Below are 15,193 nucleotides of genomic sequence, written 5' to 3'. Positions count from 1 at the left end.
CAGAGGCGTCGTCAGGCCAGCAGCATCTTCAGCCCCTGGGTCACGTCCGAGCGGACGGCCAAGCGCAGGCCCGGCTCGTCCCCGGCCTTGAGCGCCGAGATGATCAGGCGGTGATATCGGGGCGGTTCCTTGTGCTGCAGCTTGCCGTAGAGCGCCCGCATTGTGGGGCCGAGTTGCAGCCAGACGGTTTCGGCCATTGCCAGCATCGCGGGGGCCTGGGCGCGCAGGTAGAGCGTGCGGTGGAATTCGAGGTTCGAGCGTATGTAGCCGACCGCGTCCTGGTGAGCGATGTGGTCGGTGATCCGAACGTTGATGGATTGCAGGCGGTCGATCAGGGCCATGTGGGCGCGGGGCAGGGCGCGGCTGGCCAGTTCGACCTCGATCAGGGCGCGCAGGGCGGCCAGTTCCTCGATCCGTTCATTGCCAAGCTCGGGCGCGGCAAGGCGGCCCGAGCTGCTGACCGTCAGGGCACCCTCGGCGGAGAGACGGCGCACGGCCTCGCGGGCGGGGGTCATCGAAACGTTGTATTCGGCACCGACGCCGCGCAGGGTCAGGGCCTGTCCGGGGCGCAACTCGCCATGCATGATGCGGCTGCGCAGGCCGCGATAGACGCGGTCATGGGCCGACCCGGTCGGGGCGGTGCCGGGGGCCGGGACAAGCCCGGCTTCGGAGCGCGGCGGAAAGTTCATGGCGCATTTGTGATCACGGATTGGCGCGCGGTCAATCCCGTTGCATCACTCGAAGCGGTAGCGATGCAGTTCCGCGCCGTTTTCCCGCAGCCAACGGCGGGGGGCCTCATAGCCGGGGCAAAGCCGTGCGACGATATCCCAGAAGGCGCGCGAATGGTTCATCTCGACTAGATGCGCGACCTCGTGGGCGGCGACGTAGTCGAGCACCTCGCGCGGGGCGAGGATCAGACGCCAGGAATACATGAGGCCGGCATCATGGGTACAGGACCCCCAGCGCGAACGGGTGTCACGCAGGGTGAGGCGGGCGTAAGAGCGGCCGACCGCCCTAGCGTGATGATCCGAGGCGGCGGCAAGCTGGTCGCGGGCGCGGGCCTTGAGCCAGGCCTGGACGCGGCGGGGCGCGGTCTCGGGCGGGGCGGGCACCATCAGCGTGTCGCCGGTCAGTTGGATGCGGCGGCCCACGCCGGTTACGAGATGACGCAGGCGGCCCTCTATGGGCAGGTCCGAGCCGATTCGCACCTCGGTCATGTCCGGCTGGCGGGAAAGTTGCGCGCGCAGCCACGCGGCCTTTTCGTTGGCGAAATCCAGCGCCGTGCGTTCGGCCACGCCGGGGGGCATGGTCAGCGTCACGCGCCCGTCAACGCCCGACACCCTAAGCGAAATCCGCCGCGCCCGCGCCGAGCGGCGCAGGGTCACATCGACCGGGGGGTTGCCGGGCAGAACATAATGCCCCATATGCCGCTCACCTCTTGCAGCGCCGCGCCGCACTTTATGCCTTTGACACCTGATACGTCTTATGGCAGGGGACGTCGAATGCCTGCAAGTCCACAGACACCGAAGGGGATAAGGATGCCCAAGGAAGAATGGGGTGTGAAGCGCGTATGCCCGACGACGGGCAAACGGTTTTACGACCTGAACAAAGATCCGATCGTCAGCCCGTACACGGGCGAGGTCGTCGAGATGCATTCCGGCAAGAGCCGGTCGATCACCGCGGATGCGGAAGACGCCGAGACGAAGAAGATGAAGGGTAACGAGGTCGACGACGAGGTCATCGAGGATGATGACGACGATGTCGATGTCGACCTGGGCGATGATGTTCTGGAAGACGACGACGATGACGACAACGTCTCGCTGGACGAGATCGCGGACGTTGCGTCGGACGACGACGAAAGCTGAACCAAGTTGCGAGAGGGCGGGATTTTCCACTTGATCCCGCCTGCCGCTTTACCTAGAAGGCGGCAAATGACGGTCCGGCGACGGGCCTTCGGTTCGGGGCCTTAGCTCAGCTGGGAGAGCGCCTGCATGGCATGCAGGAGGTCAGCGGTTCGATCCCGCTAGGCTCCACCAAAATCCTTCCTGACAAGCACCAGTTAAGTCTGCCTTTCTCGTTAGAGGCCTTGCTTCTGTACCGCAGACGGGTGCTGTTTTCCCTGCGAAAATCCATGCTGCCTTGATCCGCGCCCGTGGCGTGTTGATCGCTTCGCAGCGGTTCCCCCTTTCAAATCCGAGGATGGCCCATGAGCGACCATTTCTTCGTCGTGACGGGCGGCCCCGGTGCGGGCAAGACCAGCCTGATCACCGAGCTTGCCCGCCGCGGCTTTCACACAATTCCCGAATCCGGCCGTGCCATCATTCGTGAGGAGATGGCGCGCGGCGGAGACGCCCTCCCTTGGGCAGATCGCATGGCCTACGCCGAACGGATGCTTGAGCGCGACCTCCGCGCCTACGAGGACGCTCAGGCACTCTCAGGCCCCGTGATCTTCGACCGGGGCATTCCCGATATCGTGGGCTACCTGACACTCTGCGGCCTCCCTGTGCGGCCCCACGTCGCCGCAGCGGCCAAGGCCGCCCGTTACAACGTCCGCGTCTTGCTGGCGCCCTACTGGGACGAGATTTTTACACAGGACACCGAGCGGAAGCAGGGTCAGGCCGAGGCCGAAGCAACCTGCGCCGTCATGCGCGAGACCTACATTGCACTCGGATACGAAATCACGGAGCTTCCGCGCGCCGACATTGCAACACGCGCCGACTTTGTCTGTGCGCGACTAGCGATCTGACCGTAGAGAGAGAACCTGCCGAGGCGGACAAACCGCGCAGCTCCCTTCGGTCACCGACCTGAAGCCGACGGCCCATGCCCTGATCGAAGGGCGGGAAGTCACTGAGAAAGATGACTTGGTGAACTGCATTTTTCAGGCACCCTCTCACCGGCGACGCCGAAATCTCGCGCGGCTATGGGCGGCGTTCGAGGCATGGATAGCGACACCGGAAGGCCGGCAGAAGCATGAGTGGACTTGCCCTCCGCAGTCGTAACATTTGGGCACACCCATAGGTGCAGCGGAATGTGACAAACCAAAACGTCACAAACGAGTGGCCAATGGAAAATTGCTACAGTAGCAGGGTCCAAACCACGCAAATGTCAGCTTGCTATGCCCAGGATCGAAAATGCCCGCGTCAGCTCATCAAGCCAAGGGCAAGGGCGTTTACAAGGGGCGGCGGAAATCCGTTGATGACGAGGAAATCCGACGGTTGGCGAGCCAGGGCACCGCAAAAGCCCAGATCGTCCGTGATCTCGGCGATTCAAGAATGACCGTCTACCCTGCGCTCGCAGTGGCAGAAACCGGAGCGAACCTTGAATGAAGCTACAGAAGTTTCAACGAAAGAGCCCGTTTCGGCCTATCCTCGCAAATGTATTTGGATAGCGTTACCGTATGATTTTGGTTCCGCTTCCTGCCGTTAGTGCGATCCTGCTCGGCTTTTTACTGTGTTTTGTCGTGACCCGGCGGGAGCGCCGGTTTCGCTCCATCACCGTTTTTCTCGCCGCCAGCACCGCGCTCATGATCGTGGTCAGCCTGCGCTGGAGCTTTGACGCGCCGGTTTTCCGCTTTTTGCAACCCATGGTCGCGGCGATGCTGCCCCCGGCGGCGTGGTTGTGCTTTTCGGGGCTGAAAGGCGGCACCCGTCGCCCGGTCTGGCCGCATTTCCTGCCCGGCATCCTGACCTTTGTCCTGTCTCTTCTCTGGCCGCGCATCCAGACACCTATTGATGCTTTGCTGGCGGGCCTCTTCTTCGGCTACGGATGCGCATTGCTCTGGCGAGGGGCGCAAGGAGAGGAAAGTTTCTCTGCCGCCCGGTTGGGCGCAGCCTTGTCGCCTGACCTGGCCGCGATCTTTGTCGGGAGCCTGCTGCTGTTGTCGGGGGCGGTCGATCTGGCCATCGCCCTTGATTTCGGCCTGGGCGCCGGTGCGCATGTCGGGCTGATCGTCAGTTTGGGGAACCTGGTGATATTGCCTCTGATCGCCATAGCGGCACTTACCGTGGCACGCAGCCTGCCCGAGACCGAAGATCTCCAGGAGACAGTTGCCAAACCCGACACGCCGGATCTGCCGGCCATGGATGATGACCATGTTTTGGCCGAGGTGCATCGCATTCTGCGCGAGCGCCATCTATATCGCGATCCCGATCTGACGCTGGAGCGACTGGCGCGACGGGTCGGCATTCCGGGGCGGCGGATTTCCCAAGCGGTCAATCGCAGGATGGGGCGGAACGTCTCGCAGGAGATCAACGAATGGCGCATCCGCGAGGCGCAGGCGCTTCTGGAACAAACCGACCGGGCGGTGACGGCGATCATGTTCGACTGCGGTTTTCAGACCAAATCGAATTTCAACAACACATTCCGGCGTGTGGCAGGTATGTCGCCCAGCGATTGGCGTCGCCGGGCGGGGGTTGGCCTCAGTGCGACGGAATCGCGCGATCCAGAAACGCCGTAACCCCGTTCAACACTTCATCGTGGATCGCGGCGCGACCCCGAGCTCTTCCATCGCGGCAGACGATGCCGTCGCCTGGATCCTCTGCCTCGATCATTTCTTCTGCGCCCGGCTTGCAAAGTTGAAGAAAGCTGAAATGCATCGCCCCCGGGACCATGAGCGTTTCTGTTGCTTCGGCGGGAAGGTTTTGCGCCAGCCAGCCGGTTTCGTGTTCGGCGGGCAAACCGCCGATGTCGATCCCCGCGCCGATCAGCAGGGCGGGCGTGGTCATCCCGGCCAGGCTTTCAGGGGTGAAACCACGCGCCAAACCGAGATCGAGCGACACAAAGCCCCGGATACGCGGATCGCGCATATCCTGCCCAAGGGCGGGGGCGGCCGTATCCAGGTCGTCGTTTATGCAGCTTCTCGATTGGGCAAAGGCAGCGCAATCCCGCGCAAAAAGATCCGGATCGAACCGGGCACCCGCCAGCGCGGTGACGCTCCAGCCGCCCAGCGAATGGCCGATGGCTGCGATCCGCTCCGGGTCGATGGCACCGGCCAGCGCGGGATCGGCTTCCAGCGCGTCTATTACCCGGCTCAAATCGCGAGGGCGTTCCCACAGCATCGCAGCCTGCCGCCGATCACGATTAAAATGCGTGGTTCCGGGATGATCCGGGGCAGCCACGACATAACCCTGTTCGACAAGCTCGTCAGCCAGCCAGCTGAGGTTGCGCCAGGTGCCGCCATAGTCATGCGACAGCACGACCAGCGGGTGCACTCCCGTCGAAGGCAGCGCATCGCGAATGGCGGGCGCACCAATGAAGACCGGAGTTTCCCCGACGATAGCGTTGGGGCCGGTGTCTTCGGTCGGATACCAGAGCGCGACATTCAGCGGACGCGGCTCTTCGCCGCCGATACCAACCGTGCGAAAGCCAACGTTATCTGCCTGCGCAACGGACGTAACTGCGATCAGTGCAGCGGTGATGAAGGGTATCTTGAACATTTTTCAGGTCTCTTCTTGGTTCAGACCTGAGCGGGTGTAGGGGGCGAAAATGGGCTTGGAGACCTGAAACGCGATTCAGGACCAGTACTGAAGGACAGACCCTACCAGATCAAATGGCCGGGTTTGTCTCTCTGTGTGAATTCGCCGCGCTCTGTCTGAACGGCCGCTTTGCGACGGGCGCTCACTGGTGAGCTTGTGACAAGCTGCTGAACTTTTTCCCTGTTATCCACGAGAAAAAGCCGGGTGCTCGGGAAATCTCAGCCTGCTCCGTTTCGATGCTATTCGGCGTCGCGGGAGAGGCTCGAGCACCACCGGCATTTCGAGTCGTATTGCCTTCGTCCGGATTGCCTCGTATCCATCGTGCAAGGTGCCGGGCACCTGCCGCCTGCGGACGCGAGTCACGGTGAAGCCCGGAGCAAGACGACATCTCACCCTCGAAGCAGTTCGCAGGTGGGCAATGCAGGCTCCCTCCCGATCCGAAATGCTTCCGCGGAGGAGTGAGCGATGTCGGCTGGACCCGCCCCGACTACAGTTGAGAACCGTTTCCTGACCCGACCCGTCGGGCGATTGTTTCTGTCGAATGCCTTGCCCATGGCCGTCGTCATGTCGACGGGCGGCCTGCTGAACGTGATTGACGGGGTCTTTGTCGGACGCTTCGTAGGCGCCCAGGCCCTGGCCGCGGTCAGCCTGGCTTTCCCGGTCGTCATGCTGCTCGCGGCCCTGACCACTCTGGCGGGCGGCGGCATGTCGAGTCTGCTCGCCCGCCATTTGGGCGCAGGATCCCGCAGGGAGGCCGGAGCGGTTTTCGCGGGAGCCCACGGGCTGGCTCTAGCCATCTCTGCGATGCTGATCGTCGGAGCGTTGACAGTGGGCCCTGCCATCCTCTCCGCACTCGCTGCCGGAAACTCGGCGGTTGCGGAACTGGCGCGGAGCTATCTGTTGATCCTGATCCTGGGTGCGCCGATCCAGTTCGCTTTGGGTCTGCATGCCGACGCCCTCCGCAACGAGGGACGGGCCGGGCACATCGCCTTGCTCTCGGTGGTCGTGAACCTGCTGAACATCGGAGCGAACCATGTCGCGATCGTGCTCCTCGGGCTCGGCGTGGCCGGCTCCGCCCTCGGCACCGTGGGCGCGCAGACCCTCGGCCTGGGGCTGTTGCTGGTCGTTCGGGAACGCGATCGCGACCTTCTCCCCCTTGGCGCGCTCTGGCACGCCAGCTGGCTGTCCGGGTGGCCGCAGATCCTCTCGCTTGGCCTCCCGCTTTGCCTGACCTTCGTCGGGATGGCCTTGGTGGCAAGCACCGTTATCCTCGTCATCGGCACCACTGCCGCGGATCATGCCACCCAGATTGCAGCCTACGGTGTGGTGACGCGCCTTCTCGGGCTGGCCTTCCTGCCGCAGATGGCGATAGCGCTGTCCACCCAGAGCATTACCGGCAACAACGCCGGCGCGGGCCGCCTGGATCGGGCCAGCGTAGCACTGCGACTTGCCATGGGGAGCGCGTTCCTGTGGTGTCTTGGCGTGGCGCTGGCAGGAGCGGTCGCGGGCGAGCCGCTGGGCGCGATGTTCTCGAACGACCAAGAGGTCATCGTGGCAGTCGCCGCGATACTGCGACCGATGACAGCCCTCTACGTCTTCACCGGGCCCATTCTCGTCCTCGCCCTGCATTTTCAAGCTATGGGCTATCCACTCCGGACCGCGGCACTGACGTTGATCAAGCCATGGCTGCTGACGCCTGCGCTGCTTGTCGTCATGAATGCCTGGTTGGGGATAGATGGTCTGTGGTTTGCCTTTCCGATCGCGGATGCGGTGCTGCTTGTCCTGGCACTGACCGTGGTCCTCCGAACTCGCCTGATCGCCCCCGTTTCAACGACCCCGGCTATCAAGGAGGCAACATGACCCAGTCATCCCTCGAGGCCGTCAAAGCCCAGGCCAAGGCGCTCCGGCAGGCTCTGCAAGCCGAAGGAACGACGGTCAGCCATGCTCAGTCCCTCGAACTTGTCGCCCGGCAACACGGGGCGCGTGACTGGAACACGCTGCATGCGCGGCTCGCGCGGCGCAACGCCCCGCCGGACCTCGCCCTGAGGGCCAGGGTAACGGGCCACTATCTCGGCCAGGCCTACAGCGGAGAGATTGTCGCCCTCGCGGGACCGGCAACGCATCGCCACGTCGAGATCGCGCTGGATCGGCCGATCGACACCGTTCGCTTCGCCAGCTTCTCGAACTGGCGCTACCGCATTCGCGGCACGATCGGCGAAGATGGCCGCAGCTCTCGCAAAACATCGAATGGCACACCGCACCTTACCGTGGACAGGGAGCCATCCTGACCGCGCGCACCAAGCGCGACATGGCGGCACCAGATCTTCTCCGAGCTTTCGGACTTCCCGGCCAGAGCCGGTTCTCGATGATCAGCGCTTCATCGCACTGGGCGTTTCGCGGTTTCTCGAGTGTTGCTGGCAAGCGCTGGAACAACTGCGGTCTTCCGCAAGTTGATCGGATGATAGTGCCGCGCCGCGATGAGTGTGGCGACGAAAGGAATGGTGCGATGCCTCAAGGGTCCGAACCGGATGGTGACAGGGGAGCGGCAGCGTCGCCTCCGCAATCGCGTCACGCGCCCGGCGAGATGCACGCGGATCGTGAGCGACGCCTCGCCCGGCTGGAGCGGATGGCGAACACGCTGGACACGAAATTCCGACTGCCGCTCGTCGGTATTCCGGTGGGGTGGGATTCGATCCTCGGGCTTGTGCCCGGCATCGGTGACCTGGTGACTGTCGGGCCGGGGGCCTGGACGATCATCGAAGGTCATCGTCTTGGTGCTCGCAAGCGCGCTCTGGCTCGGATGACGCTCAATACCGGCATTGACGCCGTACTGGGCGGCATTCCCCTGATCGGCGACGCATTCGACGTTTTCTTCAAGTCTCACCGCCGGAACGTCGCCTTGCTGCGACGCGACCTGGCCGAGTGCGATCTGGTTCATCGGGGCGAGTCGAAGAACGCGGTCCACGCTTGACGGCATTTTGACCGGGTGGGGTCGACGGCGCCGAGGGTCCGGGCTGTTCGCCTGGATGCGCGGACTGGACAAAACGATGCGGGGGTGACTCGAGCGCCATCCGGCTGCATAAATTGGGCCGGGTGCAAGGTTACGGCAAAGGTGCGGTGCTGCTGTCAGGAGAACGGATGCCAGCCAAGAAGGATTTTCCAATCGTGGGCATCGGCGCGTCTGCCGGCGGGCTGGAGGCGTACAAGAACCTGCTGCGCTCCATGCCGGACGACACCGGCGCGGCCTTTATCCTGATCCAGCATCTCGATCCCAATCATCCCAGCATGATGGCAGACCTGCTGGCACGGCAAACCAAGATGACAGTCGTGCAGGCCGAGAACGAGATGCGGCTGGCGCCGAACACCGTCTACGTGATTCCGCCCGGCAAATTCATCCGGCTTCTGGATCAAGGTCTGATCCTCGACGAGCCGGTCGAGAAGCGGGGCATGCGGATGGCGATCGACTATTTCTTTCGGTCGCTGGCCGAGGGGCGGGGCGAAAAGTCGATCGGTATCGTTCTTTCGGGCACCGGCAGCGACGGCACGCTGGGCCTGCGCGAGATCAAGGCAGCGGGCGGCATGGTGATGGTGCAGGACCCCGAAGAAGCCGAGCACGACGGAATGCCACGCAGCGCGGCCAATACCGGGCTGGTCGATTTCCTTCTTCCGGTCGCGGAAATGCCCGACCGGCTGGCGCAGTTCATCAAGCATCCCTACCTGCGCGAACCGCGGGAAGAGGAGGCGGGGCTGGCCAAGGTCGCGCCGGATGGATTCAACGAGGTACTGCACCTCTTGCGCACGCAGACCGATTTCGATTTTCGGTGCTACAAGAAAGGCACGGTCGAACGGCGTATCCAGCGCCGCATGGGGCTGGGGCAGTTCGAAACGCTGTCAGATTACGTTGCGCACATGCGCGACAACAGCGAAGAGGTGCATCACCTGTTCCGTGATCTGCTGATCGGCGTGACCCGCTTCTTCCGGGAGCCTGAAACCTGGGACGCGTTGGCCGATCGGGTGATCGAACCGATGCTGGACCGCAAGAAAAAGGACGATGTCATTCGCGCCTGGGTGCCGGGCTGCGCCAGCGGGGAAGAAGCCTATACGTTGGCGGCGACCCTGTTTGCCCGCATGGACCGCCGGCGCGCGGCGCATCCGGTACAGATATTTGCAACTGACCTGAACGCGCGGGCCATCGAAGTTGCCCGCGCCGGGCGCTACCCGCTGGCCGCGCTGCCGGATATCCCGGAACGGATACGGCAGAGCTTTGTTGTCGAGGAAGACGAGTGGTTCATGGTCAACAAGCGCCTGCGCGAAACCGTCGTTTTCGCCACGCAGAACGTGATCTCCGACCCGCCGTTCTCGCGCCTGGACATCATCACGTGCCGCAACCTGATGATCTATCTGGAATCGGATGTGCAACAGCGCATGATCGAGATGTTTCATTTCGCACTCGGCGACGAGGGGCACCTGCTGCTTGGAAATTCCGAGAATGCCGAGCGCCCCGGCCGGCTGTTCGTGCCGATAGACAAGGCCAACCGAATCTATCGCAAAACCGTCAGCGCGCGCGCGCGGCCCGGAAAATTTGCCATTGGCACGGGCGGCAAGCGCCAGCAATCGAGGCCCGCGGCAAAGGAAACCTCCTATGCGACGGTTTCGGACCTTGCGCGCCGCAAGTTGATGGACCGTTTCGTGCCGGCGTCCGTCGTGGTCAACATGCGGCTCGAGGTGCTGTATTTCCATGGGCCGGTGCGTGAATACCTGGATTTTCCGCCCGGCGAACCGACCAGCATCCTGACGGAAATGATCTTGCCGGAAATGCGCAGCAAGCTGCGCTTCGTGATACACGCTCTGCAATCGGGCCAGGCCGACGCAGAGGCCGAGGCGCTCAGGGTGCCGCGTGGCGATCGAGAGTTGAACGTACGGATCAACGGGGAACGGGTCGACGCGCTTGACCGGGATCCGGCCTACCTGATCCACTTCCATGACGCGTCGGAACCGCGCGATGCGACCGCGGACCAGGCTGCGCGCGAGAAGGCGCGCGAAGAGGCCGATCCCGAAGAGCGCGATGCGGTGGCGGCGCTGGAATACGAATTGCAATCGACCCGCGAGGATCTGCAATCGACCATCGAGGAGATGGAAACCTCGAACGAAGAGCTGAAGGCCTCGAACGAAGAGGTCATGAGCATGAACGAGGAGCTTCAGTCCACCAACGAGGAACTGGAGACGTCCCGGGAGGAATTGCAGTCGCTGAACGAGGAGCTGTCGACGGTCAACAGTCAGCTCGAAGACAAGATCGAGGAACTCGAACAGACCAACAACGACCTGAACAACCTGCTGACCTCGATCGATATCGGGGTGATCTTCCTGGATACCAATCTGCTGATCCGCCGCTTCACCCCGGCGATGAAGGACGTGATGCGCATCATCGACGGCGATATCGGGCGTCCGGCGGAGGATATCGCGATGCGGGTGCATGACAGCAAGCTGATCGAAGACGCGCAGACCTGCCTTGAGAAGCTGACCGAGATAGAGGCGGAGATCAGCACGGACGAGGGGCACCACAGGATCCGCCGCATGCGCCCCTACCGCACCTCGGAGAACCAGATACAGGGTGTCGTGATCACCTATACGGATGTCACGAACCTGCAGAATGCGCGCGCGGCCGCACGCCGGCGCGAGGCCCAGCAGCAAGCCGTGGCCGAACTGGGCCGTGCGGCGCTGGCAGGGGGAGAGCTTCAGGCCGTCTTCGACATGGCGGTGCGCGATTTGGCGGAGCATATGGGTGTCAGGTTCACGAAGGTGCTGGAGCTTGACCCGGACGGTCTGAACCTGACCCTGCGCTCTGGCGTCGGCTGGACTCATGCGACCATCGGGTCATCCAAGGTGGGCTCGGGGATCGAAAGCCAGGCGGGGTATACGCTGCAACAGCGCGGCCCGGTCGTGGTCAATGATTTCCGCGAGGAACGGCGTTTTTCTGCGCCGCGCCTGCTGAAGGATCATCACATCCTGTGCGGCGCCAGCGTGATCATCGGCCCCACGGATGCCCCCTGGGGCGTTCTGGGGGTGCACGAAGACAATCCGTCCCCGAGCCTTTTCGACACGGATGACATCAATTACCTGCAGGCCACGGCCAACGTGTTGTGGCTCGTGATCTCGCGGGGGCGCGCGTTGAAGCGCATCGATGAAGAACGATGGCAGCTGCGCAACATGGCTGACAGCCTGCCGATCCTGTTTGCCGTGATTAACGCCGACCAGCGGTACGAGTTCGTCAACAGCGGTTACGAATTCTGGGGGGCCTCACCGGACGAGATCGAGGGACAGCGCGTTTCCGACCTGGTAAATCCCGAGGCCTACGAGGCGATCGCCCCGCATATCGCCGCAGCGCTGCAAGGCCAGGACCAGACGTTCGAGGTGAGGATCGGGCTCGGAGCCGACTCGGAAAAACGCGATGTCCTGGTCAGTTACGCGCCCCGCCGCGATACCGACGGCAACGTGACAGGGTTCTATTCCGCCGCGCTGGACGTTTCCGAACGCAAGCAGCTGGAGCGCGATCTTGCGGAGCGGTTCGACCAGTACCGCACGCTTGGCGAATCCATCCCCTTTGGGGTCTGGATCAACGATCCCGATGGCCAGCTGAGCTATGTCAGCCCGGCCTTTCTGAAGCTTGTCGGGAAAACAATGGAACAAGCGCGGTCGGACGGGCTGATCGACTGCATCGATCCCGCGATGCGCGAAGAGATCGAAGAGTTGTGGCGCGAGACCCTGGCAAGCGGCGAACCGTGGGAGCGGGAAATCCGGATCATCGGGGCGGATGGCAAGCTGTATCACACCCTGGCACTGGGCCGGCCGATCTGCGATCCCGATGGCCGGATCACCTCCTGGGTCGGTTTGAACCTCGACATCACCGAGCGCAAGGCCGAGGCGGATCGGCTGCGGGTCATTTCGGCGGAACTGGACCATCGGGTGAAGAACATCCTTGCGACCGTTTCGACGATCACGCGCATGACCGGGCGATCCTCGAACACGCTGGAAGGCTATCGCGACGCGCTTCAGGCGCGGATCCGGGCGATGGCCGCGGCGCACAGGCAACTGGCTGATGCCAACTGGCAGGGGATGCCGCTGGAACAACTGATCGAGACGGAGATCGACCCGTATCGCGCCAACCGCAACGACTCGATCGTCATGCACGGCCCCTATGTGCAATTGCCGCCCCGCCTGGTGCAGACGCTGGCGCTGGCATTTCACGAGTTGACCACGAATTCGAGCAAGTACGGCGCCCTGTCGCAGGACGACGGCCAGCTTGATATCAATTGGAAAACCGATGACGGTCTGGAGATAGAATGGATCGAAACGGGCCTGTCCGGCGTTACACCACCGTCCTCATCGGGTTTCGGCACCACGTTGCTGACCCGAATTCTTGCAGCCCAGGGAGCTGACGTAACAATGGACTATCCCGATACCGGCATTCGTGTCAGGATATCGCTAGCCAATTTGGCGTGAGATCGCGTCAGGAGGGACCGCGATGAAGGTTCTCGTACTTGAAGACGATCCCCTTTTGCAGATTGATCTCGCAGAGGTCCTGGAAATCATGGGGCACGAGGTGGTCGGCCCCTTCAGCGAGGAAGACCCGGCCATGCGGTCGTGCGATGCGTCCCTGCCGGATGCGGCGTTCGTCGATTACAACCTCGGCAAGGACCGCAACAGCTCCGACTTTGCGCGGCGGCTGTTTCGGGACGGTGTGGACTTCGCGTTCCTGACGGCCCACGGACGCCAGCATCTGCCATCGGACCTGCACGAGGTTCTGGTGATCGAAAAGCCTTACACCGAAGCGGATCTGGAGAAGTTCCTGGGCGCCGTGCGGAACTGAGGCGGGTCAGGCGAGAGCGCTGTTCGAGCGTTTGAAACGGCCAAGCGCCTCGATCACCGTCTGGGCAGGCTCGGTCTTGTCGATCGTGATCACCGACGGATCCAGATCCCGGATACGCCGCTGCTCATCGAGGATGCCGCTGTAAACGACGGTGGAAACCCCGCGCGACTGCAGTATCGCAAGCAGGCGCCTGCCTTCCGGCTCGTTGGGAAACGGACCTTTGAAGGAATTGCCGAGATCCAGGTCGAGAATGCAGTAATCGAAGGAAAGCGCGTTGATGGCGGCAAGCGCGTCTTCGTAGCTGCACGCGCTTTTCAGTGACTGGCAGCCGGCGTCACTCAGAGCGACCTCCAGCCCGACACAGATCACCGGGTCGTCCTCGACGACAAGGACCGAAGACAGTGCCATCACATTCCTCAATTTTTTCTGCGCGCGCAGTGTAACATATCAGTAGAAGGGCCCGGGAACAACGCACAAAGCACGTCGTGCGCGGAGCATCGCCGTAGCCATGGGCGTTCTGCGGCGGCGGGGGCATGGGACGGGCCCTTACAGGAATTGCTGCAAGAGAATTTGAGTCGCGCGATCTGGAGGCAGAAACTGGGTGTGGGTTGGTGCGTCACCGGCCTGGTGACGGGTCCTTTGGATGTGGGCCGGTCTGACGCTGTCGCATGTCCGGGTGTGCATGGCCTGATCCTTTCGCAATCATGCTCATGGGTCGCGGAGAGGTTTGTTTCGGTTCAATCACGGTCCCGCGTCCGGGGCTTGCAAAGCGGGCGACACAGGCCATTTTTCAGGAGAACGCAAAAACGGGGGTATCCATGACCTACCAGAAAACAGAAGACGCCGTGGCGCGGCTGACGCCGGAGCAGTATCGCGTGACGCAGGAGAACGGCACCGAGCGACCCTTCACCGGCGAATACAACGACAACAAGGCGGCGGGCATCTACGTCGACATCGTCTCTGGCGAGCCGCTGTTCGCGTCGTCCGACAAGTTCGAGAGCGGCTGCGGCTGGCCCAGTTTCACCAAGCCGATCGAACCCGCCCACGTGACCGAGCTGCGCGACGCGTCGCTTGGCATGGTCCGGACAGAAGTGCGCAGCGCCCACGGCGACAGCCACCTCGGCCACGTCTTTCCCGACGGGCCGCAGGACCGCGGCGGCCTGCGATACTGCATCAACTCGGCCTCGCTGCGGTTCATCCCGCGTGACGAGATGGAGGCCGAAGGCTATGGTGATTACCTGGATCAAGTGGAGGACGTGTGATGGCTGAGGAACGCGCAGTGCTGGCAGGCGGATGCTTCTGGGGCATGCAGGAGCTGATCCGCAAGATGCCCGGAGTGGGCAAGACCCGTGTCGGCTATACCGGGGGCGACGTGCCCAACGCCACCTACCGCAACCACGGCACCCATGCCGAGGGGATCGAAATCTGGTTCGACCCTGACAAGATCAGCTATCGGCAGATCCTGGAGTTCTTTTTCCAGATACATGACCCGACCACGCTGAACCGGCAGGGCAACGACATGGGCATGAGCTATCGTTCGGCGATCTACTATGTGAACGACGCGCAAAAGGCCGTGGCCGAGGACACGATTGCGGATGTGAACGCCTCGGGCCTGTGGCCCGGCAAGGTCGTGACCGAGGTCGAGCCCGTGGGCGATTTCTGGGAGGCCGAAGCCGAACACCAGGATTACCTGGTACGGTTTCCGGCCGGATACACCTGCCATTTCCCGCGCCCCGACTGGGTGCTGCCGCGGCGCGACGCGGCGGAATAGGGCGGCGCCGACACTCCGACGAACTGCCATTCAGGGCCGTCCCATGCGGGGCGGCTCTTTTGATTTGCTACAAATCTACCC

At 63.0% G+C, this 15,193-nt stretch carries 15 protein-coding genes and 1 tRNA gene; 12 read left to right on the top strand and 4 right to left on the bottom strand.

The window, feature by feature from the left end:
* Positions 1–11: 11 nt before the first annotated feature.
* Both KUV49_RS03030 and KUV49_RS03025 read right to left on the bottom strand, forming a co-directional pair.
* Positions 12–689, bottom strand: a complete 678-nt coding sequence (locus KUV49_RS03030; RefSeq protein ID WP_222451552.1) for a GntR family transcriptional regulator — start codon at positions 687–689, stop codon at positions 12–14.
* A gap of 45 nt (positions 690–734) precedes the next feature.
* Positions 735–1,424, bottom strand: coding sequence for a M48 family metallopeptidase (locus tag KUV49_RS03025; RefSeq protein ID WP_222451551.1), 690 nt, complete (start codon positions 1,422–1,424; stop codon positions 735–737).
* A 114-nt stretch (positions 1,425–1,538) separates the two neighbouring features.
* Here KUV49_RS03025 and KUV49_RS03020 point away from each other — a divergent pair, with 114 nt between their 5' ends.
* From KUV49_RS03020 to KUV49_RS03000, 5 genes are all read left to right on the top strand, one after another.
* The gene (locus KUV49_RS03020) at positions 1,539–1,865 is read left to right on the top strand and encodes a TIGR02300 family protein (RefSeq protein WP_152490839.1); all 327 of its coding nucleotides are present in this window, start codon (positions 1,539–1,541) and stop codon (positions 1,863–1,865) included.
* Between the two features lie 95 nt (positions 1,866–1,960).
* Positions 1,961–2,036 (top strand) — tRNA-Ala (locus KUV49_RS03015).
* Between the two features lie 170 nt (positions 2,037–2,206).
* Complete coding sequence (locus tag KUV49_RS03010; protein ID WP_222451550.1) at positions 2,207–2,746, top strand: AAA family ATPase; 540 nt, start codon at positions 2,207–2,209, stop codon at positions 2,744–2,746.
* A gap of 385 nt (positions 2,747–3,131) precedes the next feature.
* Complete coding sequence (locus tag KUV49_RS03005) at positions 3,132–3,326, top strand: helix-turn-helix domain-containing protein (protein ID WP_261391448.1); 195 nt, start codon at positions 3,132–3,134, stop codon at positions 3,324–3,326.
* Between the two features lie 71 nt (positions 3,327–3,397).
* Entirely contained in the window at positions 3,398–4,456 is a 1,059-nt protein-coding gene (locus tag KUV49_RS03000; protein WP_222451549.1) for a helix-turn-helix domain-containing protein, read from the top strand.
* Here KUV49_RS03000 and KUV49_RS02995 read toward each other — a convergent pair.
* Positions 4,419–5,435 carry an alpha/beta hydrolase family protein gene (locus KUV49_RS02995; protein ID WP_222451548.1) on the bottom strand — a complete coding sequence of 339 codons (1,017 nt, stop codon included), beginning with the start codon at positions 5,433–5,435 and terminating at the stop codon, positions 4,419–4,421. The two genes, KUV49_RS03000 and KUV49_RS02995, sit on opposite strands and share 38 nt — an antisense overlap.
* A 567-nt stretch (positions 5,436–6,002) precedes the next feature.
* On the opposite strand from KUV49_RS02995, the gene KUV49_RS02990 reads away from it, so the two are divergent.
* From KUV49_RS02990 to KUV49_RS02970, 5 genes are all read left to right on the top strand, one after another.
* Positions 6,003–7,334, top strand: coding sequence for an MATE family efflux transporter (locus KUV49_RS02990; protein WP_261391449.1), 1,332 nt, complete (start codon positions 6,003–6,005; stop codon positions 7,332–7,334).
* Positions 7,331–7,762: a glyoxalase superfamily protein gene (locus tag KUV49_RS02985; protein ID WP_222451546.1), complete on the top strand. Its 432-nt coding sequence runs from the start codon at positions 7,331–7,333 to the stop codon at positions 7,760–7,762. Before KUV49_RS02990 ends, KUV49_RS02985 begins: the two co-directional genes overlap by 4 nt.
* A 20-nt stretch (positions 7,763–7,782) precedes the next feature.
* Entirely contained in the window at positions 7,783–8,445 is a 663-nt protein-coding gene (locus tag KUV49_RS21375) for a DUF4112 domain-containing protein (protein ID WP_261391450.1), read from the top strand.
* A gap of 167 nt (positions 8,446–8,612) precedes the next feature.
* A complete protein-coding gene (locus KUV49_RS02975) occupies positions 8,613–12,974 on the top strand; it encodes a chemotaxis protein CheB (protein WP_222451545.1) in 4,362 nt (1,453 codons plus the stop codon).
* A gap of 22 nt (positions 12,975–12,996) precedes the next feature.
* The gene (locus tag KUV49_RS02970) at positions 12,997–13,341 is read left to right on the top strand and encodes a hypothetical protein (protein WP_222451544.1); all 345 of its coding nucleotides are present in this window, start codon (positions 12,997–12,999) and stop codon (positions 13,339–13,341) included.
* A 6-nt stretch (positions 13,342–13,347) separates the two neighbouring features.
* On the opposite strand, the gene KUV49_RS02965 is transcribed toward KUV49_RS02970, so the two are convergent.
* Entirely contained in the window at positions 13,348–13,749 is a 402-nt protein-coding gene (locus tag KUV49_RS02965; protein ID WP_222451543.1) for a response regulator, read from the bottom strand.
* Positions 13,750–14,159: 410 nt separating this feature from the next.
* On the opposite strand from KUV49_RS02965, the gene msrB reads away from it, so the two are divergent.
* Entirely contained in the window at positions 14,160–14,603 is a 444-nt protein-coding gene (msrB, locus tag KUV49_RS02960) for a peptide-methionine (R)-S-oxide reductase MsrB (protein WP_152490843.1), read from the top strand.
* Entirely contained in the window at positions 14,603–15,112 is a 510-nt protein-coding gene (msrA, locus tag KUV49_RS02955; protein ID WP_152490844.1) for a peptide-methionine (S)-S-oxide reductase MsrA, read from the top strand. The genes msrB and msrA overlap by 1 nt, the downstream gene beginning before the upstream one ends.
* The last annotated feature ends 81 nt before the right edge of the window (positions 15,113–15,193 follow it).

Source organism: Roseovarius atlanticus (genome assembly GCF_019802205.1).
Taxonomy (GTDB): domain Bacteria; phylum Pseudomonadota; class Alphaproteobacteria; order Rhodobacterales; family Rhodobacteraceae; genus Roseovarius; species Roseovarius atlanticus_A.
The sequence above is the reverse complement of the archived record's forward strand: the minus strand, read 5'-3'. Positions and strand labels throughout refer to the sequence as shown.